The following is a 23,992-nucleotide window of genomic DNA, read 5'->3' on the forward strand; positions in this document are numbered from 1 at the left end:
GGATCAAAGATGAGACATACATGGCGTTGGTTCGGTCCGGTCGACAAGGTCACGGTTCAGGATGCGGCTCAGGCGGGCGCGGAAGGCATCGTCAGCGCGCTGCATCACATCCCCACCGGCGATGTCTGGCCGGTGGACGAAATCACCAAACGACATGAAGCAATCAAGGCGGGTGGGCTTTATTGGGACGTGGTGGAAAGCGTGCCGGTTTCCGAGGATATCAAGACCCAGACCGGCGACTGGAAAAACCATATCGCCAACTGGCAGGAAACGCTGCACCGCCTCTCCGCCTCCGGCATCCGCACCGTTTGTTATAATTTTATGCCGGTGCTGGACTGGACCCGCACCGACCTGCGCTGGGAAACAAGGCACGGCGCAAAGGCGATGCGTTTCGATCTTCCCGATTTCGCCGCCTTCGATATCCACATCCTGAAGCGCCCTGACGCAAAGGCCGATTATCCGGACTGGCTGCTGGAGGAAGCGGCAAAACGTTTTGCCGAGATGCCGGATACGAAGATCGCCGCGCTCGGGCGCAATATCGGCGCGGGTCTACCCGGCTCAGCGGATGGTTATACGCTTGCCCAGCTTCTGGAAAAACTGCGGTCCTATCACGGCATCGACCGCGAAAGGCTGCAACAGAACCTCATCGACTTTCTCTCGGAGGTGACGCCGGTTGCCGAAGAGGTGGGCATCAACATCTGCGCCCATGGCGACGATCCGCCGTGGCCGCTGCTCGGCCTGCCGCGTATTCTCTCCACCGAAGCCGACTACGCCCATATGCTCTTGCAGATCGACAGCCGCGCCAATGGCGTGACGCTCTGCACCGGTTCTCTGGGCGCGCGGGCGGATAACGACCTGCCTTTCATCGCCAGCCGTTTTGCAGATCGCATCCATTTCGTGCATCTGCGCAACGTGACGCGCGACACCGACACCGTGCCGTGCTCCTTCTTCGAGGATGAACATCTGGAAGGCGGAACCGACATGGTCGCCGTCATCGCGGCACTCCTCACCGAAGAAGCGCGCCGCCGGGCTGAGGGCCGCGAAGACCACACCATTCCGATGCGGCCCGATCACGGTCAGGAAATCCTCGATGACCTGACGCGCGGCGCACAACCCGGTTACCCCGCCATTGGCCGGCTGAAGGGGTTGGCTGAGCTGCGTGGTATCGAACGCACGTTATCGCACAGCCATTTCGGGCTGGCGGGTGGGACACGCTGAACAATGTTCCCGGCTGTCGGCGTTCCGTCAGCCTGCAGCCAGCCGCGCCCTGAACAGCAGGTAGGAAAAAGTCGTGAGCCCGCCGGCGATGACGCCGGCGGCTTTCACGATAGCGTCCATTAGATGCGGATGGCGGGTGGGCGAGAGGAATTGCAGCGCCTCGATACCGAAAGCCGCCGCAATGCCTGCCACGATAATCGCCAGCCAGTAACGCGGATAGGCGAGCACGAAAGCGGCAGAACAGAAGGCGAAGGCCGCGGCGCGGTCCAGGCCCACCGTCGTCAGCGTGTGCGGACGAAAACCGATAGGGCAAACTGTAACGATCAAGATCAGCAGAAGAACCGACCAGGCGACATATTTCGGAAATCTATTTGTCATCATGACGTCACAATAAAGCGCCGTACGTGTAAACGGAAGCGGGTCTTTTTCACGCTTCGCCCCATTAATCACACTTTTTGGTCAGATAGTTGAAAAACCGGCTTTCGCTTAGGCCCCACACGGGCTAAGGCAGATGGCAACCGGGCGAGGATCGCGGCTGATGGCGTTTTATGCCGTCGCCTTTCGGTGCAACGTCACGGTGTCGGGTGGATTTTCCACACAGGATCAGATTTTCAGGGAAGAGCACAATGAGTTTCAAGCCGCACGGCAAACATCTGGTTGCAGGAGAATGGGTCGCAACGGAAGCAAAATTCCGCAGCGAGCCTGCACATGGCGAAGCTTTCGATTTTTCGGTCGGCACCGTCGATCTGGTGAATGCAGCCTGTGAAGCAGCCGAAGACGCCTTCTGGAGCTATGGTTACACCACCCGCGAAGAACGCGCCGCATTCCTCGATACCATCGCCGATGAGATTGAAGCCCGCGCCGACGCCATCACAGAAATCGGCTCGTCCGAAACTGGTCTGCCCGCCGGACGCCTGCAGGGCGAGCGTGGCCGCACTGTTGGCCAGTTGCGTCTTTTCGCGTCGCATATCCGCAAGGGCGACTATCTCGACCGTCGCCACGACGAAGCGCTGCCGGATCGCCAGCCGCTGCCGCGCCCGGATATCCGCCTGATGCAGCGCCCGATCGGCCCCGTCGCCGTCTTCGGCGCCTCCAACTTCCCGCTCGCCTTCTCCACGGCCGGTGGTGATACGGCTGCTGCTCTGGCTGCCGGTTGCCCCGTTGTCGTCAAGGGCCACTCCGCCCATCCCGGCACCGGTGAAATCGTTGCCGAAGCGGTTCTCGCCGCCGTCAAGAAGCACAATCTGCATCCCGGCGTTTTCTCGCTGATCCAGGGCGGCCGCCGCGATGTCGGTTCCGCTCTTGTTCAGCATCCGCGCATCAAGGCGGTCGGCTTCACCGGTTCGCTCGCCGGCGGCCGCGCGCTGTTCGATCTCTGCGCCCAGCGCCCCGAGCCGATCCCCTTCTTCGGAGAGCTGGGTTCGGTCAACCCGATGTTCCTGCTGCCGGAAGCGGTTGCCAACCGCGGCGAAGCCATTGCCAAGGGCTGGGCCGGTTCGCTCACCATGGGTGCGGGCCAGTTCTGCACCAACCCGGGCATTGCCGTCATTCTCTCCGAGCAGGCGGATGCGGTTGCCGAGACTGCCCGTGCGGCACTTTCCGAAGTTGGCCCGCAGGTCATGTTGACCGACGGCATCGCTGCCGCCTATCGTGATGGCCGCGACCGCATCGCTGCCGGCAACGGCGTGCGCGACGTTCTGACCACCACCTGCAACCTGCGCAATGCGACGCCTTACCTGTTCCGCGTTTCGGGCAAGGATTGGGTTGCCAACCATGCACTTGCAGAAGAGGTCTTCGGACCCCTCGGCCTGATCGTGACGGTTGATAGCGCGGAAGAAATGCTTGAAGTGGCCAAGAGCTTCGAAGGTCAGCTGACCGCCACCCTGCATCTCGACGCAGGTGACGCCGAACTCGGCCGCAAGCTGCTGCCGATCCTCGAGCGCAAGGCCGGCCGCGTTCTTGCCAACGGCTTCCCGACCGGCGTTGAAGTCTCCGAAGCCATGGTTCACGGTGGCCCCTACCCGGCCTCGACGAACTTCGGGGCGACCTCTGTCGGCACCATGTCGATCCGCCGCTTCATGCGCCCGGTTTCCTACCAGAACATCCCTTCGGACGTTCTGCCTGAGGATATCCGCTAACAACAAGGGGAAGGCGCTTCCGCGCCTTCCCCTTTCGTTTTCGATCCAGCAATCTCAGGCTGACTGGATAGCCTCGATCTTGTCGGCGCCGCCGACTGTTCCGGCAAAATTCCGCCACACATCCTGCGCACCCTTGCGCCATTCATCCAGTGCTTCCGGCTGCAGCACCGTGCCGCCCTTGGAGAGCGCTAGCTCAACGGACTTCGTTTCGTCTTCGACAATCAGCTGGTTGAAATATTGTGCGCCCTCGCTGGAGGCTTCCGAAAGAACCTTCTTTTCTTCGTCATCCAGCTGGTTCCAGAAGGTCGCGCCGTAATAGACGACGCCCGAGGCCCAGATATGGCCTGTTTCCGTCATATAGGGAACGACTTCGTAAAGCTTGAAGCCGGCATAGGCGGATTTGGTGAGGTCCATGGCGTCGGCCACACCGGTCGCCAGCGCATTATAGGTCTCGGTGATCGGAATACCGACCGGCGTGGTGCCGAAGGCGCTCCACAATCTGGTGTGCAGCGGGCTCTGGATGACGCGGATTTTCTTGCCCTTCAACTGTTCCGCGCGGGTCAAAGGCTCCTTCGCCAGAAGATGGCGAGCACCGTAATTGATGAAATCGGCGGCAATGAATTGCTGCGCGGCAAGTTTTGCCTTCAGCTCTTCGCCGGTCTCGCCCGTCACCACCTTGCGCACATGCTCACGATTACGGAACAGGAAAGGCAGATCGAGGATCTGCAGTTCCGGCACCCAGCCTGACAGGGAAGAGACGGTGGAGAGGCTGGCCTGAACCGAACCGAGGCGAATGTTTTCCGCCACTTCCTTCTCACCACCCAGAGCACCGCTTTTGACGATGTTGAAACGGAAACGGCCAGGCAATTTCGCCTCCACCAGCTGGCTGATCCTGACCCAGATTTTCGTCTCCGGCTTGTCGTCGGCGAATAACGACGCAACCGTGAGGCTGCGGGTTCTGGCATGCGCCGGGCGCACCAGACCAGGTGCGGCAAGCGTCGCGACGCCGAGAGCGGAGAGTTTGAGGAAATGACGGCGGTCGATAAAGGTCATGACGAAAACCCCTGACTTAGAAGACTATGGCCCAGACACATAACATGGCAAGGGCGACGAGAAGCGAGACGAGATAGGGAATGACCGCCCGGAAAAGCGCTGTCGCCGGAATGCGGGTGACGCCGCTGACCACGAAGATAAGCATCCCGAGCGGCGGCGTCAGGCCATGGATCATCAGATTGACCACAAGAATGACACCGAAATGGATGGGATCAATGCCGGCCGCGACGGCAGCAGGCAGCAGGATCGGCCCGAACAGCAGGATGGCAGCACCAATATCCAGCACCAGACCGACGACAAGCAGAATGAGGTTGGAGAGCAGAAGCACCGCGATCTTGCTGCCGCCGAGCAAAGTGACGAAGTCCGTGACGAGGCCGGAGACATTGTCGATCGCCAGCAGGAAGGCAAAAGGCCCCGCCGTGCCGATCAGAAGACCGATGGCCGCCGCCTCACCCGCCGACTGGCGGAAGGTCGCGAAAATGCGGCCCGCGCCCAGCCGGTAACCGAAGCCGAGAAGCAGCGTATAAAGTGCGGCAAGGGCGGCGGCTTCCGTGGTGGTGACGATGCCGATGCGAATACCGACTACCACAATGACGCCAAGACCGAAGGCTGGTATGGCGGCGGCGGCCGAGCGCCAGCGCTCAGCCCCCGTCGAGCGCGGCAAGGTATCGTCGCTGCGCACGCTGAAATGGATCGCCACGCCGAGGCAGGCTGCCATCAGCCCGCCGGCGAAGAAGCCGCCGACCAGCAACGAACCGACCGAAAGATTGGTGGCCGTGGCAAGGATGAGAAAAGCGATGGAGGGCGGAATAACATTGTCCAGCACGGAAGTGGCGGCGATGATCGCGCCGGCCTGCGCCGGCGGATAGCCGTGTTTGACGAGTTCCGGCTGGAAGGTGGACGCGCCGAAGGCGGCATTGGCGACAGATGAGCCGGATGCGCCGGAAAACAGCACGCTGGTCAGAAGCGTCGTCTGCGCCAGACCTGCCCGGCGATGACCGACGACGGAGGCAGCGAAACGGACGAGCTGACTGGCAACACCGGATATCGTCAGCAGGCTCCCTGCCAGCAGGAAGAAAGGAACGGCAAGCAGCAGGAATTTCGACATGCCGGTTACCGTCGACGAAACGATGGCCGGCTCCGGCAAGGTGCTGCCGAAGGCGATCGCCACATAGGCGGCGGTAAGGAAGGCGTGGGCAAGCGGCGCGGCCAGCACCAGCCCCGCAGCCGCCGTCAACGCCAGAAACAGGCTCGGCGGCAGGTTCGTGTCAATGAAGAGTTGCGGCAGGCTGACATAGGCCACGGCAGCGATGGCGAGAGATGCGAGAACGGCAAACGCCTTGCCTTCGCTGACACGCTGAAGCGCCAGATAAAGAAGGATCAGCACGCCGCCTGCACCGAGAAAGCCGAAACGCACCCATTCCGGCAGGCCGAGTGTAGGCGACGTGCCGCCCAGCATCGCCGCGATCTGCACACCGCCGAAGACAAGAATGAATGCGGCGACGAAAGAAAAGGCATCGGCGAGAATTTCGGTCGCCGCGCGAAATCGTTGCGGAAGGAACCGCACGAAGACATCGAGCCGCATGGCAAGCGCGCTTTTGAGGCTGAGCGGCGCACCGACCGCGATCATGGCGACATTCAGCCATATGCCGAGATCTTCCGAACCGATGAAGCCGGTGTGAAAGAGATAACGCAGGATGACATTGACCAGAACCACCACGAGCAGCGCGGCGAGAAGCGCGGCGGCAACCGCACCGAGCGCACTGTCGAAGCGCGACAGAGTTGCCGCGGCCACCCTCTCGAAGCTATAGCGCCCCTGTTTTTCCAGTATCGCCATCCGGCCGCCTTTCGCGCGTCATCCCTGCTGCACGGCCAGAAGCGGTATAGAAAAATGCTCGCACCTGTAAAGCTTCCGAACGAGAGAATCGAACTATCTGCCGGTGCGAACGGGAAAACGCTGCTGAAGAAGCCCGATCCGTCAGCAGGCAACAAGATGGCCAGGCGAAACCTCACGATACTGCCGTGGCGTAACGACATGATCAACCGTGCGGATCGGGCTTTTCAACTCATCATTTGCAACGCCTCGTCGTGTATTGCGACGGCCCGGGTCCGGCACCGGCACTGCCGCCATCAGCTTGCGGGTATAATCATGCTGCGGGTTGTCGAAGACAGCCGCACGCGGGCCGATTTCGACAATCTCACCCAGATACATCACCGCGACACGATGGCTGACGCGTTCCACCACCGCCATGTCATGGGAAATAAACAGAAAGGCGAGATCAAGGCTTTGCTGCAGATCCAGCATCAGATTGATGACCTGCGCCTTGATCGAAACATCCAGCGCCGAAACGCTTTCGTCAGCAACGATGACCTTCGGTTGCAATGCCAGCGCGCGGGCGATGCAGATGCGCTGGCGCTGGCCGCCGGAAAATTCATGCGGGTAACGCGCAGCCATATCTGGCGAGAGACCAACCTTCCTCAGCATGTCCGCCACCACATCTCTCGCCTCGCGAGCGCTTCCCATACGGTGCTCGAGAAAAGGTTCGGCAATCGCCGCGCCTACCGTCATACGCGGATTGAGTGAGGCAAAGGGGTCCTGAAAAATCATCTGAACCGTCTTGCGCATGTCTCGCATGCCCGTCTTGTCGAGCGCGAGAATGTTTTCGCCGTTGACCTCGACCGAACCCGCATCCGGCTCAATAAGCCGCATGATGGCGCGGCCGGTGGTGGACTTACCGCAGCCGCTTTCGCCAACCAGCGACAATGTTTCCCCGGCCCTGAGATTGAAGGACACGTTTTCCACCGCATGCACGCGGCCGCTGAGCCTCCCCAGAAGACCGGAGTGAATATCGAAACGCTTGGTCAGCCCCTCTACTTTGAGAACGGGCTGTGCAGCGGCGTTGACAGTGTCGGCGGGGCGCGCCGGCTCCTGCGTTTCCCCGGTGGTGGTGTCGACGATGGGAAAACGGAGCGGTCTTTCCTCGCCTTTCATCGAGCCCAGAACGGGAACTGCGGACAGAAGCGCCCGGGTATAGGGATGTTTGCCGCGATGGAAGATATCGGCCGTCGCGCCGACCTCCACCTGCTCGCCACGATACATGACGACGGTGCGGTCGGCGATTTCCGCCACCACGCCCATATCATGGGTGATGAACAGGACGGAGGTGCCCTCCTCTTCCTGAAGCGTCTTGATGAGATCAAGAATCTGGCCCTGAATCGTGACATCGAGTGCCGTTGTCGGTTCGTCGGCAATCAGCAGCTTCGGCCGGGACGCCAGCGCCATGGCGATCATCACGCGCTGGCGCATGCCGCCGGAAAAGCGATGCGGATATTCATCGAAACGCGAGGCGGCGGAAGGGATACGAACCTTTTCGAGCAGACGGACCGTCTCTGCCCGCGCATCCGCTTTCGACATCGGTTGATGGCACAACAGAGCTTCGGAAATCTGGTCACCGATGGTGAAAAGCGGATTGAGGCTGGTCATCGGCTCCTGAAAGATCATGGCAACCTCGTTGCCCCTGACCCGCCGCATGGCGTCCTCGGAAAGGGAGAGCAGGTTGCGACGCCCAAGCAGGATTTCACCCTGAACCCTGCTGCTTTCCCGATCCAGCAGCCGCATGATGGAGAGCGATGTCACGCTCTTGCCCGAGCCGCTTTCGCCGACGATCGCGACGGTCTCGCCCGGACCGACATCGAAGGAAATATCACGCACCACCGGTTTCCAGCCGCCATCCACGTGAAATGACGTGGTGAGATTACGGACGGAAAGCACGGCATCTTCGGCACCAAGCGGTGCTGACTGCGGCATGGTCATGATCGTTCCCTTCTTTTCTTCTCGTTTGAACTGTTCAGGCACGGCGTCGCCGCAAGTTTCTTCTCCCCGCCGGGGAGAAGGTGGCCCGAAGGGTCGGATGAGGGGGCACCGTTTCCGAAATCCGGCGAGGGCGCCCCCTCATCCCGCTGCCGCGACCTTCTCCCCCTCGGGGAGAAGAAACTCGCGGCACCCGCTCGCTTAATCAGTCCGGCCAGCGCAGCATGCCGTCGAAACGGTGGCGGCTGCGGTCTTCGAACGGCGTTGCAATCACCTCGTTGGAGGCGCGCGCCCTATCCAGCTCTTCCGTCAGACGCGCAGCCACGATGGTTTCCTGGCCCGGATGCAGGTTGCAGGGGTCGAGATAGAAATAGCGGTGTTCCACCTCATGATCGCGGGTGATGATGGGAGGATTGCCTTTCGCAAGTGCCGTCGTCAGGTCCCAGGCGGTGATATGCGCTTCTTCGGCATCGATGATGACGCGCAGCCGGTCGAGCGGGTTGTTGGTCGGATCAGGCTCGATCAGTGCCGTCACGCCGGGGCGCCCGTCCAGCGTCTTTTTCCAGAGGTTGAGATAGCCGGTTTCGCGCTCGCGAATGCCGGCATGATCGCGCTTCTCCCACGCTTCCAGCGCCGCCATGACGCCATAGATGCTTTCCTTGCCGACCTTCATGCCGCGACCGACGCCCATATTCTGAAGGAAGGCGTTGCGCACGAGTTCCTTTTTGCCGGTGACGATGCCGGAAGTCGGGCCGCCGAGGAACTTGTGGCCGGAATAGAGCACCACATCCGCGCCCGTGGCCAGAAACAGCTTCAGATCATATTCGGAAGCCGCATCCACGATGACGGGCACACCCTTGGCATGGGCGATCTCGACGAATTCGGAAAGATGCAGCAAGCCATAATCAACGACGTGATGCGAGACGACATAGACCGCCGCCGCCGTCTTTTCGGTGATGGCGTTTTCCATGTGGAAACGGTGGGTCGATGTCGCCTGCCCGATGAGAACCACCTTGCCGCCGCCAAGCCGGATCGCCTGATCCACCGGCGCGCCATAGCTCACCACATGGCCCATCTGCACCAGAACCTCGTTCTTTTCCGGGGTCACGTCAGGCAGCTTTTCGATGGCCAAGAGATTGTTGCCGGTGATCGCGCCCGCCACCGCAAGGCTGATGCCGGACGAGCAGGAGGCCGTGACAAAACCGGCCTCGCCGCCCGTCAGCCTTGCAATGATCGCACTCGCCTTGCGTTGCAGATCATTGATCTCGACGAATTGCGGCAGGATGTCCGCCATGGCCTGAACGGCCTCGGGAACGACAATCGATGCGCCGAGCGAGGTCATGGTGCCCGAGACGTTGATGACCGGGCGAAGGCCGATCCTGCTTCTGATATCCTCGGTCATGTATTTCTCCTGTCCTTTGCGATGCGATGGGCATCGACACATATGCCATAATAATGTAATAGCTTCTCAAAATTCATGAGGAGCCAAAATTGGACGCCCATAAACTGGACGAAACGCCTTCAACCGCCCTGTCCGACGCCGCCGAAAACGCGAACGCGAAGGCGGCCAAGCGCTCGCGCGTCAGCGGCATCGACCGCGCCCTTCAGGTTATTGATTACCTTTACGAAACCGGATCGCCAGCCGGCGCTTACGCGATTGCCAAGGCCATCAAGGCGCCGCTTTCCACCGTCTATGTCATCATCGACGATCTCGTTGAAAAGAACATGCTGGCGCGCAATGCCGATGGCAACATCTGGCTTGGCGCGCGGCTTTACCATTATGGCCTTGCCTATGCCCGTTCGCTGGATTTCATGGGTGTCGCCACCCACGAAATGCACGATCTGTGCCGTCATGCGGGCGAGACCGTGCAGCTTTGCGGGCGCGACGGCGACCATATGCTGGTCTTGGCCATGGCCGATGGTCCGAGCCACTTTCAGGTCGCGTCGCGCGTCGGTACCCGCGTTCCGCTGAATTGGACGGCGTCCGGCCGCCTGCTCGTCGGGCATTTGCCGGAGGCGGAACGCGTCGAGCTTTTCCGCCGCTGCGCCCGCACCTCGCCGACAGGCCGTGCGGAAATCAATCCCGAGACCCTGTCGCAATCGGCGGCGGCCGCCTTCCATGACCGCCTGTCGATCCAGGTCGCCGAATCCGATTATGCCGTCGCCTGCATCGCGTCGCCGATCTGCGACAACAGAGGCGAATGCGTGGCGACGATTTCCATCGTGCTGCCGGAACAGAAAGTGCTGGCGGACGAAAACCATTACACCGAACAGGTCAGGGTTTCGGCAGAACGGATCGAAAAACTGATGGGCTGGCGCAACCATTAAACGGCCTCACCCTTTGAGCGCGACGATTGCTTCGATCTCAACGGTGATGTTGCCCGGCAGCGAGCCGAAACCCACGGCGGAGCGGGCATGTTGTCCCGCATCGCCGAACACATCGATGAAGAGATCGGAGCAGCCATTGATGACGCTCGGGTGATCGCGAAAATCGCTCACCGCATTGACCATGCCGAGCAGCTTGACCACCTTCTTTACCCGCGACAGGTCCCCCAGCGCCTCATGCATGACGGCAAGCAGGTTGATGCCGGTGAGGCGCGCATGGCTATAGGCCTCTTCCAGCCCGATTTCCGCGCCCACCTTGCCGGCGTAAAGATGACCGTTTTCTTCCCGTGGCCCCTGCCCCGAAAGATAAAGCATGTTGCCTTCCACCACATGGGTAACGAAATTGGCAATCGGCGGCGGCGGCGGCGGCAGGGAGATGCCGAGCGCGGCGAGCCGGTCATAGGGCGAAAGCCGCCCTTCTGCGTCGAGCGAAGACTGTTTCACGCAAATTCCTCATAATGCCGGGACGGGTATCCCGTAATGCCTGCGGAAGGCGGAGGACTGACCTTCGCCGTTCCAGTGGAGTTCAACGCCAGGAGTAACCGTGGCTGTGGCGCACCAGCTTGCGCGCCCTTGGAATGTAACGGCTGGCGGCAATCGCTTCCGCACCGATGACCGCATAACGCGGCTCGAACAGGCGCTTCAGACGGGAGACGTCGCCATTGGAATCGGTCGCTTCCAGATCGGCGTCGACGAGATCGAAAACCGTGAAATCGGCTTGGCTGCCGACGTCGAGGCGGTTTTCCATATCGAGACGGATGATGGAGGCCGGGTTGCGGGTGACGGCCTCGACCACATTTTCGAAAGGCATATCGACCGACAGCAGCTTCGACATGGTGGTGGCCAGATCCCAAACCGGGAAATTCATCGAATGCCCGTGCAAATCTGTTGAGATCGAGAAAGGGAGCAGGCCGCGCGCAATCGCCGCTTCCGCCACCTTGAAGGAGAAAGACGCGCCACCATGGCCGATATCAAGCCGAATGCCTTCGCCTGCGCAGCGTTCTGCGAGGTTGAACAGGTCCTCGTCTTCCATGATGCTAGAACCCGATTTGCCGTTGAAACAATGGGTCACGACATCGCCGGGGCCGAGAATTTCCAGCACCTCGTCATAAAGTGCCGGCGGTTCGCCCACATGCACCATCATCGGCACTTTCAGTATCTTGGCGATTTTCTTGCCGAGTTTGACCGGCGTCACACCCCAGGAGCCGGTGATGACATGGCTCGCCCGCACCTTCAGGCCGACAATATGCTCGCTGTTTTCGGCATAAACTTCGAGGATGCGGTCAAGGTCGATATCCTTGATGTCGCGCAGTTCCGGCACGCGGTTACAGGCGACGAGACCGATGGAACCGAGGTTGAGGAAGGCCTTGATGCGTTCCTTCGAGGGCTCGATAATATATTCCCGGAAACCGTGGAAATTCGCCTCGCCGGCCGAGCCGGCATCTACCAGCGTGGTCACGCCGCGCTCCGCCCCGCATTCGGAGGGGCGGATGGAGATATCGGTACCGCCGTGCCAGATATGCACATGCAGATCCACCCAGCCGGGAGAGATGAAGGCGCCCTTGGCATCGATGCGCCGCGCATCAACGGGCGCTTGGATGGCAGGCCCGACCGCGGCGATCTTGCCATCGCCGCCAATCAGAATATCGGTCGAAGCCTGTGATGTACCCTTTCCGAAACCGACGGGTTTGACATTGGTGAGAAGAATGGGAGCTTGAAGAGGCGCTTTCGCCTGTTCGCCGGACGACATATTACAGATCCCTTCGCAGTCTTGGGTCGAGCATGTCCCGCAGCCCGTCGCCAACCATTTGCAGCGACAGCACGGAAAGAATGATGGCAAAGCCGGGGAAATAGGTCATCCAGTCGGCCTGGCCGATATATTGGCGGCCAGCGGAGATCATGGTTCCCCAGGTGGGAATTTCCGGACTGACACCAAGCCCCAGAAATGAAAGCCCGGCCTCCGCCAGCATGGCGCTGGCGAAAAGGAAGGTGCATTGCACGAGGATCGGCGAAACCAGATTGCGCAGCACATGCCGCGTCATGATGTGGAAGGTGGAAATGCCGAGCGCCTTCGCCGCCTCCACATAGGGCAATTCGCGGATGACCAGCGTCGAGGCACGCACGATGCGGGCAAGGCGCGGCGAATAAACGACGGCAAGCGCGATGATGACAGTCGTCAGCGACGGGCCGAGCGCCGCCACCAGCGCAATCGCCAGCAAAATATCCGGAAAGGCCATCATCGCATCGATCAGCCGCGCAATTGGCGTATCCAGCTTTTGGAAGAAACCGGCGAGCAAACCAAGCGTGATGCCGATCAGCGCCGAAAGCGCCACCACGGCGGCACCGACCAGAAGCGACAGTCTTCCGGCATAGATGGTGCGCGAGAAGACGTCGCGGCCGAACTCGTCGGTGCCGAACCAGTAAAGCTCGCTCGGCGGCTTCAGGCGGTTCACAATCGATAGTTTCGACGGTGAATAGGGCGCAATCATCGGTGCGAGAACCGCAAACAGCACGAAGACGAGTAGCACGATGAGACCGGCAGCGACCGTCTTGCGCTTCAGGAGACGCCGAAGGAACAGGATGGTGGGGTTGCGTGCCGGGGGGGCGGTGGAAACAATATCGGCCATCAGTAACGAACCCTCGGATCGACCAGCAGATAGAGCATGTCGATTGCAAAATTGATGAGCACGTAAAGCCCGGCGATGACGAGAAGTGCCCCCTGAATGACCGGATAGTCGCGCCGGAGTACGGCGGAGACGACAAGATTGCCGACACCCGGCAGGCCGAAGACGGTTTCCGTGACGACTGCGCCGGAAATCAGCACGGCGGCGGTGAGACCCAGAACGGTGAGGATGGGGATGAGCGCATTCTTCAAAGCATGTTTCATCACCACGCGACGCTCCTTGACACCCTTGGCTCTGGCGGTGCGGACATAATCGTCACCTAAAACATCCAGCATCGAAGCGCGGGTGAAGCGAAGGATGAGGGCGGAGGAAACGAGGCCGAGCGCTATTGCCGGAAGGGTCAGGTGATACATGCGCTCGAGGAAGCTCGCACCCGGGCCGCCGTACCCTGAGACCGGGAACAGATCGAGCCGCACGGCGAAGACCTGCATGAGGATCAGGCCAAGCCAGAAGCTCGGAATGCTCGCCGCCAGCATTGCGATGGTGGTCGCGGCCTGGTCCACGAAGGAACCGCGACGGTAAGCAGCATAGATACCGATGGGGAGCGCGATGACACTGGCAATCAGTAGCGAAAAAATCGTCAGGAAAAACGTCGGTTCTGCCCGGTCCAGAAGTGCCGAGCCGACCGGCATGTTGAGGAAGATCGACTGGCCGAGATCGCCCTTGAGCAACTGGCCGATATAATAGACATATTGCACGCCGAGCGACTGGTCGAGACCGAGCCGGGTGCGAAGCTCGACAATATCCTGCGCCGAGGCGTCCGGCCCCAGCATCACGGCGGCTGGGTCTCCGGGCGTGACGCGCAAGATGACGAAGACGATGGTGACGACGAGGAACATCACCACGATCATTCCCGCAAGTCTCTGGAAAATATACCGTATCACGTATGAAGGCTCCAAGGCGCGTGATTGCCGCTATCAGGCGACGGTTGAATGGTGTCGATGAGCGCCAGCAATTCCGGCACTCACGGTAGTAAAATCGAGCGTTCTCTTCTCACGTCCGCCTTATACTCCACCCTCATTCCTGTGCTCGTCACAGGAATCTAGCCAGCCCAAGTCCTTGGGCTGAAAGGACTCTTTTCGCCACGCAGACGCGCGTGGGCTGGATTCCTGTGACGAGCACAGGAATGAGGGGAGCGGCAAGGACCCTAGATCCGTGGCGACAGAGTGCCGGATGCAATACCCGGCACCCGATTGCCAAACAGGCCTTATTTCGTAACCGAAGCATTCCAGAAGTAGGGCCATGGAGCCGGATCGACGCCTTCCAGCTTGTTGGACTTGGCCGCCACGGCATTGAAGTCGCCTATCTTGATGAGCGGCAGCTCCGCATAGATCGTCTTCTGCACATTGGCCCAGAGCGCGATACGCTTGTCGGGATCGGCTTCCGAAGTGAAGGCGTCAACCGCGGCTTTGCGCGCCGGCGTATCCCACCAGCCCGGCGAGCCGGTGGAGAGCGCGCCGATCAGCGCCGGTTCCGGCAGGAAGGGGCTGTGAGTGATGTATATATCCCAGAGTTTCGGGTCGGCGCGGCGCTGCGTCAGCGTCGCCCAGTCCACCACCTGCATATCCACCTTGAAACCGGCAAGCTTCAGATATTCCGCCGCGACCTGCGCCATCTTGTAATGGAACTCATACTGGCGGCTGGTGAGGATGCGGAGAGGTTCGCCGTTGTAACCGGCGGCTTTGAGTTTCTCGGCGGCGGCTTCCGGATTGCCGACGTTGTAATTGCCCTCGACGCCTTCTTCGGAATGCCAGGAGAAATTATCGGGATAATAGGCACCGTCGAGCGCGTAGAAATCCGTGCTGCCGAAAGCGGCCGCCAGCATGTCTTCCATGTTCAGCGCTTCGGTCACCGCCTTGCGGACTTCAAGCTTGGAAGACAGCCCCTCCTTCGTGTTGAAGACGAAGACGGGATAACCGAAAGGCTTCAGCATCAGCGGCTGCGAGGCCGACGACGACTTCACCTTGTCGAAGGATTCCACCGGAATGGAATCGACGTAATCATACTGGCCGGAAACGGCGGCCTCGACGCGGGTATTCGGATCGGGCACCGGAACGAAGCGGATTTCATCGAGATACTGATGGCGTGCGCCGCCATAACCGTCGCTTTCGCCATCGCGGGACTTGTAGCCATCGAAGCGCACGAGCTGGATATATTGGTCGGCCTTGCGCTCCTTCAGCATATAGGGACCGGTGCCGATGAATTCGGCCATCGGCTCCGCCTGCTTTTCAGACGGCAGGATGATCGCCGCCGAATTATTGAAGGCGAGCAGTGAGACGAGCGGCGCATAGGGTTGCTTGAGAGCGATCGTCACCGTTCCGGCATCCGGCGCGGAGATATTGTCGATAAAGCCGGCTGCCTGCTTGCCGCGCGAGGCGATCTTCATCCAGCGGCCGAGCGAGGCGACGACATCTTCAGACGTCATGTCGCTGCCGTCATGGAACTTGATGCCCTGCCTGAGCTTGATCGTGTAGGTTTTGCCGTCCGCACTGATCTCGGGCAAGCTTTCCGCCAGAAGCGGCGTCACCTTCCAACCCTTGTCGAAGGTATAGAGCGTTTCGAAAATATGCTGCGTGACGATGCCGACCAGATCGGCGGTAGACGCCATGGGGTCGAGGGTCGGCGGCTCGCCGATCGTGGCGACATTGATGACGCCGCCCTTCTCCGCAGCCATCATTACACCCGGCGCAAGCAGCAAAGCGACGGTGGCGAGAAATGCAAGTTTACGTCTCATGGTCAAGCTCCCAGCTCTTATGTGTTCCATTATTATGTTATATACGTCTTTATAACAGAATATATCGATAAGACGCCTTGTCAATGACAATGCGGCCCGATGATCGGTTTCCATGATCGGCGAAACGCAAGACAGGTCTTTACGAAAGGTGGCGGCATCGTTTAAGGCAATGAAAAAACTGGATTTTCGCCAAAAAAGCGGTGCGCCGTGATATCCATCTTTTCCGGCTGGAAGAGAGGGAATGACGACCGGCGCTTGACTGCAAAGGAAGAAAGGGAATTAACAAGGTTGGATATTTCGCATTTGCGAACAAAGTGCTATTAAAGAGCGGACTAACGCTACGCCACTACAGACATACCCGCGCATTTTTATTAATCGTTACGCTATTTGACGCCGTCAGCCGTGTTTTCAAGGGCTGCAGAAAGACCTGATACTTTATACCGCCAAACTTTATTCCATGGCGGAAAACTAATTTTTATTACGTTGAAATTATTGAGGAAATCATGAAGACGGCAATCGTGCATGACTGGCTCACCGACAGAGGCGGGGCCGAAAAGGTGCTTCACAACCTTCTTGAAATTTATCCTCACGCGGATCTTTACTGCCTTGTCGACTTCATGAGCGAGCGCGATCGCGGCTTTCTCGGCGGCCGTCCCGTCAACACCTCCTTCATCCAGAAGCTGCCTTTCGCCCGAAAAAAATACCGCTCCTACCTGCCGCTGATGCCGCTCGCCATCGAACAGTTCGATCTCAGCGGCTACGACCTCGTTATTTCCTCGAGTTATGCGGTCGCCAAGGGCGTCATCACCGGCCCGGGCCAGTTTCATGTCTCTTATATCCATAGCCCGATACGCTACGCCTGGGACCTCCAGCACCAGTATCTCAAGGAGACCAGACTGACGCGCGGCTTCACCTCGTGGATCGCGCGCGCTGTTCTTCACTATATCCGCATGTGGGACATTCGCACCGCCAACGGCGTCGACCTGATGACGGTCAATTCCAAATTCATCCGCAACCGGGTGCGCAAGTGTTATGGCCGCGATTCCACCGTGATATATCCGCCGGTGGACACGTCTCATCTCTCCCCGTCCGACCTTAAAGGTGACTATTTCGTCACGGCGTCGCGGCTGGTGCCCTACAAGAAAGTACACCTTATCGTGGAGGCTTTTTCAACGATGCCGGACAAACGGCTGGTCGTCATCGGCGACGGTCCGGACATGAAACGCATCCGCGAAATCGCCGCGCCGAATGTCGAAGTCCTCGGTTTCGTCGGCAATGAAGAGCTTCACAAATATATGGCCGAGGCCCAGGCCTTCGTCTTTGCGGCAGAAGACGACTTCGGCATCGTACCCGTCGAATCCCAGGCGCTCGGTACACCGGTCATCGCCTACGGCAAGGGCGGCGTACTGGAAACCGTCGTCCCGCTCGGCTCCTCCAACCATCCGACCGGCCTTTATTTCGGGGAGCAGACACCGGAGGCGATCTGCGCCGCCGTACAGGAGTTCGTCGACAATTCCGACCGCTTCGACAAGAACGCCTGCATCAACAACGCCGCCCGCTTCTCCCGCGAACGTTTCCTGCGGGAATTCGCGGATACCGTGAATTTCGCGCTGGCTGAACGGGCATGACGGATGCATAAAAACATCCATAAAATAAATGATTGGGCTTCACGAAATTCAATAACGAAAGAAACCGCGCAGGCGTGACAAAACTGCACTAGCGCGATGCAGCAATCGAAGAGATGATGGCGTCCAACTGAATATTGAAGCGCAACAATACTGACACCGTCTGGGGTTCGACCATCGCGCCTCGCCCGGAATTTTTCGGCGCAGTTGAACGATGATGAACTTGAAGCATCGTCTGAAATTAGGCATATGCCTGACAGAGGACGTAAACATCCCGGGATGCGATTCCGCTGAACGGATGTAATGCCGGTTTGGATTTCCTTTACCGGTGTCATTTATGAAGTGCTTATTTTTAAAAACTTATACGATGTCCGAATTATTTCTGCTTTTCGGACGGAATTCATTTCGAGGACCAAATGCGTTTATTGAATGTTTCGATTATGCTTGCCTCTGCAGCACTGGCGGGTTGCACGGTTACCGCAGCCTCCGGCCCCGATGCAGCCTCGATCGAATCTAACGCTTCGGTGAAATTCGCCTCCAAGGACAAGCAGAAAACCGCCGGTGTCGACTACGCACTGCTCGACATCAACAGCGCCGTCCTCAATTACGTCGGCGACACCACAACCACTACCCTGCTCGGCAGTTTCGGCGGCGGCAAGGGCGGCGTTCCGGCACTGCCGATGGGCGTCGGTGACGTGGTGCAGGTTGCAATTTTTGAAAGCCAGGCCGGCGGCCTCTTCATTCCAAACGACGCCGGCAGCCGTCCCGGCAACTTCATCAGCCTGCCGAACCAGACCGTGGACCGGGAAGGCAATATCAGCGTTCCCTATGCGGGCAAGATTCGCGCCACCGGCCGCAACGTCGAAGATGTGCAGAGCGAAATCGAGGAACGGCTCGCCAACCGCGCCATCGAGCCGCAGGTTCTCATCACCAAGATTTCCAGCCGCTCCGCACAGGCCTCCGTGTTGGGCGACGTCAAGGAGCCGACGAAGGTTCAGCTTTCGGAAGCGGGCGATCGGGTTCTCGACGTCATTTCCTACGCAAAGGGCCTCAGCGCTCCGAATATCGAATCCTATGTCACGCTGATCCGCCGCGGCAAGACCGCCCGCGTCAATTACAACCACCTCGTCAGCACGCCGTCCGAAAACATCTATGTAGTTCCGGGCGACACGATCATGGTGGAGCGTGAACGCCGCACCTACCTTGCCTTCGGTGCTTCTGGTCTCAACGGGCGTTTCGAGTTCGAGGATGCCGATCTCAAGCTGTCGGATGCACTCGGCAAAGCGGGCGGACTGCTCGATTCCCGCGCTGACCCGGCTCAGGTCTATGTCTATCGTATCGTCAAGCGCGATCTTCTCGTGAAGCTCGGCATCAATACGTCGAAGTTCCCCGGACAGGACGTGCCGGTCATCTTCCGCGCCAATCTGCGCGATCCATCGACATTCTTCGCCGCCACGAAGTTCCCGATGCAGGATCGCGACATCATCTATGTCACCAACTCGCAGGCCACTGAACTTTACAAGTTCCTGGATCTCGTCGGCTCCGTACCGGCAACGACGGGCAATGTCGCCGAGGACGTTCTTGCGACCCGCAACGCCATCCGCGCCTTCTAAACGGCGGCTTTTCGCCGTTCATCCCAAAGCCGCCCCGGAAACGAGGCGGCTTTTTCCCTGGCCGGAACCAGTGGTGAACAGGAAGGTGATCAAACATTGCCCTGGGGCAGGAACCGAAGCCGTCCACCCTTGAAAGACAGGGGATATGGCCACGGTCATCATCACCGCCATTACAAAAGTTTAAGGTGATTTCGCAACGCATTGGGTGTCTTGTGGGGGAAAGCTGCTCCCAAGGCTTGCCGCACATGTTCGGGAAACATGTATCGCTCTCATTACGCGGAATCGTCAGATGAAACGTTTCTGGACCGCTCTCAGCGTTCTTGCCATCGCAGCCGCCGGTGCCTGGTATTTCAAGGATCGCCTGCCGCTCGATCAAGTCCCCTATCTCAAGCAATTTGCCAGCGTGTCTCCCAAGGTCGACGCCGAAACGGCGGCGCAGTCCTCCCAAAGCGGCCAACCGGCCCGGCAGCAGGGACAAAGACAGGGCGGAGGGCGGCGCAATGGCGGGCCACCCACCGTCAGTACCATCGCCGTTGGCAAAGCGACGTTGCCGATGGATGCAAAGGCGACGGGCTGGGCGGTTGCGGCCGATATCACCAATATCGCGCCGCTTCAGGCTGGTCTCGTCACGGAGATCAGCGCGAAGGACGGCCAGCATATCAAGGCGGGCGATCTGATCCTCAAATTGGATGATCGCATCGCACGGGCCGCCGTCGACAAGGACAAGGCCAATATCGCCGCAGATCAGGCAACGCTGGAACAGACCGAGGCCGCCTTCCAGCGCGCCGCTAATCTGGTCAAGCAAAGTGCTGAATCGCAACAGGTACTGGATCAGGCACGGGCAGCGCGCGACAGCGCCAGTGCCAAGACCGACGCCGACAAGGCAACGCTCGCTTCCGATGAGGTGGCGCTCGAACATATGGAAATCCGCGCGCCGTTCGATGGGCGGCTCGGCGACATCACGGTCAGCCCCGGCGCCTATCTCAGTGCGGGCGTCAACATCGTGACGATCACCAAATATGACCCGATCTCGGTCAGTTTCCGGCTTTCACAGCGCTACCTGCCGCAACTTCGTGAAGGCGTGGCAAAGGATACCGCAGTCGATGTCGACCCCGCGGCGACGGGAGGCGAACCGATGAGCGGCGTACTGCGGTTCTACGACAATACGGTGGACCAGACCTCCGGCACGGTGCTCGCCAAGGCGGAGTTCAAGAACGATCGCGGTCTTTTATGGCCCGGCCAGTCGGTAAACGTCACGGCCCATTTCGTCTCGGGGGATGAAATGATCGTGGTGCCGACAGTCGCCGTGCGCCCCGGACCGAAGGGCAATTTCGTCTATACCGTCGATAGTGAGCACCATGCCCACATGACGCCGGTGGAAGTCGCCCGCTCGAATGGCGATCTTACCGCCATCGCAAGCGGCCTCAATGGCGGCGAGCATGTGATTATCGAGGGTCAATCCGAACTTGCCGACGGCCAGTTTGTAGTCGAGCAATTTTCCGACAAGGGCGGCGCAGCCGGCAATCTGGCCGCCAATATTTCACAGGAAAAGGTTGGCGGCCAATGATCCCGAATTTCTGCATCAACCGGCCCGTCGCCACCACGCTTCTCGCCATAGGCCTGGTGCTGGCCGGGCTTGCCGGCTTCCGCCTGCTGCCCGTCGCCGCCCTGCCGAAGGTGGATTTTCCGACGATCAACGTTTCCTCGTCGCTGTCAGGCGCTTCGCCGCAAACCATGGCCACATCGGTCACCACGCCGCTGGTCAAGCAGTTCGAAACCATTCCCGGCGTTAGCGAAATCAGCGCCACCAACACGCTCGGCAACAGCTCGATCGTGCTGCAGTTCGATCTCAACCGCGATATCGACGCCGCGGCGGCCGATGTGCAGGCCGCAATTTCCCGCGCGCAGCGGCAATTGCCCAGCAACATGACGACGACGCCGAGCTATCGCAAGACCAACCCGGCCGATGCGCCGGTGCTGCTGCTCGCCGTCAACAGCAAGGAAATGCCGACCAGCAAGGTGGATGAGATCGCCGAAAACATCATCTCACCGCTTCTCTCCACAATTTCCGGCGTCGCGCAGGTGAGCATCTATGGTGCACAAACCTATGCCGTGCGCATCGGCCTTGATCCGGCCCAGCTTCAGGCAAGAGGGCTTGGCGTCGACACCGTCACCACGGCCATCGCCCAGGCGAATAATCAGGTGCCCGTTGGTGCCTTGCAGACCGACAATCAGCGCTTGACGATCGAGGCCGATACCCAGCGCACCAATGCGGCCGCCTTCCGCTCGCTGGTCGTCTCGACGAATAATGGCGCGCCGATCCATCTCGGCGATATCGCCAATGTCACCGACAGCATCGACAACACCAATGCCGGCAGCTGGTTCGATGGCGAACAGGCCATCGTTCTCGCCGTGCAGCGTCAGCCGGACGCCAATACCGTCGACGTCGTGGACGCCATCAAGGCGAAGCTGCCGGCGCTTCACCAGCAATTGCCGCCCTCCGTCAATATCAACGTCATGAATGATGCCTCGACCGCCATCAAGGATGCGATCTCAGACGTTCAGTTCACCCTGTTTCTCACCATCGGGCTGGTGGTTGCGGTCATCTATCTCTTCACCGGGCACCTGACGGCGACCATCATTCCCGGTCTTGCAGTACCCCTGTCTCTCATCACCGCCTTCGGCATGATGTATGTTCTGGGCTACAGCATCGACAACATCTCGCTGCTCGGGCTGACGCTATCGGTGGGGCTGGTGGTGGATGACGCCATCGTCATGCTGGAAAACATCCTGCGCCTGCATGAAGAAGGCCTGCCCATGCGCGAGGCGGCCTTGCAGGGCGCGGCGGAAGTCAGCGGCACCATTCTGTCCATGTCAATCTCGCTGGTGGCCGTCTTCATTCCGATTCTGTTGATGGGCGGCGTTATCGGCAGGCTCTTCAACGAGTTCGGCATGGTCGTCACGCTGGCTATCATGGCCTCGGCGCTGGTCTCGCTGACAGTGACGCCGATGCTCGCTTCGCGCCTCTCCGGCCACTCCTCCAGACCACCTGCGATCATCCGCTGGTTCGATGCGGGTTTCGAACGCACTCTGCGCGCCTATGGCCGCGCCGTCGGCTGGTGCCTCTCTCACCGTCGCATCGTTTTGGCATCGTTTCTCGCTTCGGTCGCGGCGTCGCTCTATCTCTTCGAAACCCTGCCCTCCAGCTTCTTTCCACAGGAAGATATCGGACGTCTTTCGGTTTCGACACGGGCGCGTGAGGATATTTCCTATACGGCGATGCGCGATCTCCAGGCGCAGGTCGCCGATCAGATTCGCAAGAATCCAGCCGTCGTGCACGTCACCTCTATCGTCGGCGGCAATTCCCGCAATCCGTTGAACAACGGCTCGATGTTCGTGGAACTGAAGCCCAAGGAAGAGCGGGCGCCGCTCAGCCAGGTGCTGGCGGAACTGGGTCAGGCCACATCGAAAGTGGCGGGCATCCGCACCTATATCAATCCGCAGCAGAGCCTGCGCTTTGGCGGGCGCAGCTCCGCCAGCCAATACCAGCTCGTCGTTCAGGGTCTGAATGCCGACACGACCAACGAATGGTCGAATAAGCTGATGGACGCGATGCGTCGCGACCACACCTTCACCTCCGTCACTTCCGACGCCCAGAACGGTGCGATCGCCGCCACGATCTCCGTTGATCCGGAAAAGGCCGCCGCCTTCGGCATTACCAATGACCAATTGCGCAAGACGCTGGAAATGTCTTTCGGCGGTTATACGGCGGCGCAAATCCAGTCTACTGGCGATAGCTACGACGTGATTGTGGAATTCGACAGTTCCAAACCCTGGAATGACGATTTCCTCAGCGATATCAACATTCTTTCGGCGAAATCCGGGGTTCTGGTTCCGCTTTCCAACTTCGCCACCCTTACCCGCACGCAGGCGCCTGTTACCATCAACCAGACGGGCCAGCTCGTCTCCACCACCATCTCCTTCAACCTGCCGGATGGGGTGGCGCTGTCCGATGCCACGAGCCGGATAGACCAGATCAAGAGCACGATAGGTCTGCCACAGGATGTCTTCACCAGCTATGGCGGCACGGCGGCGATCTTCCAGCAGAGCCAGGGCAATACCGGCATCCTTATTCTGGCAGCGGTGCTGACCATCTATGTGGTTCTCGGCGTGCTTTACGAGAGTTTCATCCACCCGCTGACCATCCTCTCCGGACTGCCGGCCGCCGCCTTCGGCGCGCTGGTGGCGCTGAAGGTGATGGGCATGGATTTTTCGATCATCGCGCTGATCGGCCTTTTGATGCTGATCGGCATCGTCAAGAAAAATGCGATCATGATGATCGATGTTGCGGTGGAGTTGATACGCGAAAAAGCGGAACGACCAGCAACCGCCATTCACGAGGCCTGCGTGCGCCGGTTCCGGCCGATCATGATGACGACCTTCTGCGCGCTGCTTGGGGCACTTCCCATCGCACTCGGCTCGGGCGCGAGTTCGGAACTGCGCCAGCCGCTCGGCATCGCCGTGGTCGGCGGCCTCATCGTGTCGCAATTGCTGACGCTGTTCATCACGCCCGTCATCTTCGTGGAAATGGACCGGTTCGGCCAATTCCTCACCAGGGTGTTTTCCCGCCGGAAAAGGGCGGAAAAAAACACCGAACCGCAAAAGCCGGAAGGGACCGGCGAACCGGAATCCGTTGCCGCTTAACGCAGATTTTCGAGGCGCTCCAGCGCC

General features: G+C 59.8%; 17 protein-coding genes. 7 read left to right on the top strand and 10 right to left on the bottom strand.

The features are described from left to right. Positions 1-9: 9 nt before the first annotated feature. Positions 10-1,218 (top strand): mannonate dehydratase, encoded by a 1,209-nt coding sequence (gene uxuA, locus ACQZ48_RS00870; protein ID WP_374638058.1) that lies wholly within the window; start codon positions 10-12, stop codon positions 1,216-1,218. 27 nt (positions 1,219-1,245) lie between these two features. Here uxuA and ACQZ48_RS00875 read toward each other — a convergent pair whose 3' ends face one another. Next, positions 1,246-1,599, bottom strand: a complete 354-nt coding sequence (locus tag ACQZ48_RS00875; RefSeq protein WP_162520325.1) for an antibiotic resistance protein VanZ — start codon at positions 1,597-1,599, stop codon at positions 1,246-1,248. A gap of 245 nt (positions 1,600-1,844) precedes the next feature. On the opposite strand from ACQZ48_RS00875, the gene ACQZ48_RS00880 reads away from it, so the two are divergent. Next, positions 1,845-3,356, top strand: coding sequence for an aldehyde dehydrogenase (NADP(+)) (locus ACQZ48_RS00880; protein ID WP_173990673.1), 1,512 nt, complete (start codon positions 1,845-1,847; stop codon positions 3,354-3,356). Between the two features lie 54 nt (positions 3,357-3,410). Here the strand turns inward: ACQZ48_RS00880 and ACQZ48_RS00885 are convergent, their stop codons facing one another. The 4 genes from ACQZ48_RS00885 to ACQZ48_RS00900 form a co-directional block, all read right to left on the bottom strand. Continuing rightward, the gene (locus ACQZ48_RS00885; protein WP_448728372.1) at positions 3,411-4,409 is read right to left on the bottom strand and encodes a TRAP transporter substrate-binding protein; all 999 of its coding nucleotides are present in this window, start codon (positions 4,407-4,409) and stop codon (positions 3,411-3,413) included. 16 nt (positions 4,410-4,425) lie between these two features. Next, on the bottom strand, positions 4,426-6,246 hold the full coding sequence (locus ACQZ48_RS00890; RefSeq protein WP_448728373.1) for a TRAP transporter large permease: 1,821 nt from the start codon (positions 6,244-6,246) through the stop codon (positions 4,426-4,428). A 141-nt stretch (positions 6,247-6,387) separates the two neighbouring features. Continuing rightward, entirely contained in the window at positions 6,388-8,223 is a 1,836-nt protein-coding gene (locus ACQZ48_RS00895) for an ABC transporter ATP-binding protein (RefSeq protein WP_448728374.1), read from the bottom strand. A gap of 202 nt (positions 8,224-8,425) precedes the next feature. Continuing rightward, entirely contained in the window at positions 8,426-9,622 is a 1,197-nt protein-coding gene (locus tag ACQZ48_RS00900; protein ID WP_149147620.1) for an aminotransferase class V-fold PLP-dependent enzyme, read from the bottom strand. An 89-nt stretch (positions 9,623-9,711) separates the two neighbouring features. On the opposite strand from ACQZ48_RS00900, the gene ACQZ48_RS00905 reads away from it, so the two are divergent. Next, entirely contained in the window at positions 9,712-10,548 is an 837-nt protein-coding gene (locus tag ACQZ48_RS00905; RefSeq protein WP_162520326.1) for an IclR family transcriptional regulator, read from the top strand. Between the two features lie 6 nt (positions 10,549-10,554). Here ACQZ48_RS00905 and ACQZ48_RS00910 read toward each other — a convergent pair whose 3' ends face one another. The 5 genes from ACQZ48_RS00910 to ACQZ48_RS00930 all read right to left on the bottom strand — a co-directional run bounded on the left by ACQZ48_RS00910 (position 10,555) and on the right by ACQZ48_RS00930 (position 16,023). Continuing rightward, a complete protein-coding gene (locus ACQZ48_RS00910) occupies positions 10,555-11,049 on the bottom strand; it encodes a RidA family protein (RefSeq protein WP_137411661.1) in 495 nt (164 codons plus the stop codon). A gap of 82 nt (positions 11,050-11,131) precedes the next feature. Next, on the bottom strand, positions 11,132-12,355 hold the full coding sequence (locus tag ACQZ48_RS00915; protein WP_191217696.1) for an amidohydrolase/deacetylase family metallohydrolase: 1,224 nt from the start codon (positions 12,353-12,355) through the stop codon (positions 11,132-11,134). A gap of 1 nt (position 12,356) precedes the next feature. Next, entirely contained in the window at positions 12,357-13,232 is an 876-nt protein-coding gene (locus ACQZ48_RS00920) for an ABC transporter permease (RefSeq protein WP_077984305.1), read from the bottom strand. Continuing rightward, positions 13,232-14,173 carry an ABC transporter permease gene (locus tag ACQZ48_RS00925; RefSeq protein WP_448728375.1) on the bottom strand — a complete coding sequence of 314 codons (942 nt, stop codon included), beginning with the start codon at positions 14,171-14,173 and terminating at the stop codon, positions 13,232-13,234. Before ACQZ48_RS00925 ends, ACQZ48_RS00920 begins: the two co-directional genes overlap by 1 nt. 323 nt (positions 14,174-14,496) lie before the next feature. Further along, positions 14,497-16,023, bottom strand: coding sequence for an ABC transporter substrate-binding protein (locus tag ACQZ48_RS00930; RefSeq protein ID WP_269834985.1), 1,527 nt, complete (start codon positions 16,021-16,023; stop codon positions 14,497-14,499). Positions 16,024-16,526: 503 nt separating this feature from the next. Between ACQZ48_RS00930 and ACQZ48_RS00935 the strand changes: the two genes are divergently transcribed. The 4 genes from ACQZ48_RS00935 (at position 16,527) to ACQZ48_RS00950 (ending at position 23,965) form a co-directional block, all read left to right on the top strand. Then, on the top strand, positions 16,527-17,651 hold the full coding sequence (locus ACQZ48_RS00935; protein ID WP_077984308.1) for a glycosyltransferase family 4 protein: 1,125 nt from the start codon (positions 16,527-16,529) through the stop codon (positions 17,649-17,651). Between the two features lie 413 nt (positions 17,652-18,064). Further along, complete coding sequence (locus tag ACQZ48_RS00940; protein ID WP_077984309.1) at positions 18,065-19,261, top strand: polysaccharide biosynthesis/export family protein; 1,197 nt, start codon at positions 18,065-18,067, stop codon at positions 19,259-19,261. A 289-nt stretch (positions 19,262-19,550) separates the two neighbouring features. Continuing rightward, the gene (locus ACQZ48_RS00945; RefSeq protein WP_448728376.1) at positions 19,551-20,828 is read left to right on the top strand and encodes an efflux RND transporter periplasmic adaptor subunit; all 1,278 of its coding nucleotides are present in this window, start codon (positions 19,551-19,553) and stop codon (positions 20,826-20,828) included. Continuing rightward, entirely contained in the window at positions 20,825-23,965 is a 3,141-nt protein-coding gene (locus tag ACQZ48_RS00950; protein ID WP_448728377.1) for an efflux RND transporter permease subunit, read from the top strand. The genes ACQZ48_RS00945 and ACQZ48_RS00950 overlap by 4 nt, the downstream gene beginning before the upstream one ends. The last annotated feature ends 27 nt before the right edge of the window (positions 23,966-23,992 follow it).

The sequence above is a fragment of the Agrobacterium sp. 22-209-1 genome (assembly GCF_053522485.1).

Excerpts from the sequence above, each read along its gene's own strand:
- uxuA (WP_374638058.1), top strand. The coding sequence starts at position 10 with ATGAGACATACATGGCGTTGGTTCGGTCCGGTCGACAAGGTCACGGTT.
- ACQZ48_RS00875 (WP_162520325.1), bottom strand. The coding sequence starts at position 1,599 with ATGATGACAAATAGATTTCCGAAATATGTCGCCTGGTCGGTTCTTCTG.
- ACQZ48_RS00880 (WP_173990673.1), top strand. The coding sequence starts at position 1,845 with ATGAGTTTCAAGCCGCACGGCAAACATCTGGTTGCAGGAGAATGGGTC.
- ACQZ48_RS00885 (WP_448728372.1), bottom strand. The coding sequence starts at position 4,409 with ATGACCTTTATCGACCGCCGTCATTTCCTCAAACTCTCCGCTCTCGGC.
- ACQZ48_RS00890 (WP_448728373.1), bottom strand. The coding sequence starts at position 6,246 with ATGGCGATACTGGAAAAACAGGGGCGCTATAGCTTCGAGAGGGTGGCC.
- ACQZ48_RS00895 (WP_448728374.1), bottom strand. The coding sequence starts at position 8,223 with ATGACCATGCCGCAGTCAGCACCGCTTGGTGCCGAAGATGCCGTGCTT.
- ACQZ48_RS00900 (WP_149147620.1), bottom strand. The coding sequence starts at position 9,622 with ATGACCGAGGATATCAGAAGCAGGATCGGCCTTCGCCCGGTCATCAAC.
- ACQZ48_RS00915 (WP_191217696.1), bottom strand. The coding sequence starts at position 12,355 with ATGTCGTCCGGCGAACAGGCGAAAGCGCCTCTTCAAGCTCCCATTCTT.
- ACQZ48_RS00920 (WP_077984305.1), bottom strand. The coding sequence starts at position 13,232 with ATGGCCGATATTGTTTCCACCGCCCCCCCGGCACGCAACCCCACCATC.
- ACQZ48_RS00930 (WP_269834985.1), bottom strand. The coding sequence starts at position 16,023 with ATGAGACGTAAACTTGCATTTCTCGCCACCGTCGCTTTGCTGCTTGCG.
- ACQZ48_RS00935 (WP_077984308.1), top strand. The coding sequence starts at position 16,527 with ATGAAGACGGCAATCGTGCATGACTGGCTCACCGACAGAGGCGGGGCC.
- ACQZ48_RS00940 (WP_077984309.1), top strand. The coding sequence starts at position 18,065 with ATGCGTTTATTGAATGTTTCGATTATGCTTGCCTCTGCAGCACTGGCG.
- ACQZ48_RS00945 (WP_448728376.1), top strand. The coding sequence starts at position 19,551 with ATGAAACGTTTCTGGACCGCTCTCAGCGTTCTTGCCATCGCAGCCGCC.
- ACQZ48_RS00950 (WP_448728377.1), top strand. The coding sequence starts at position 20,825 with ATGATCCCGAATTTCTGCATCAACCGGCCCGTCGCCACCACGCTTCTC.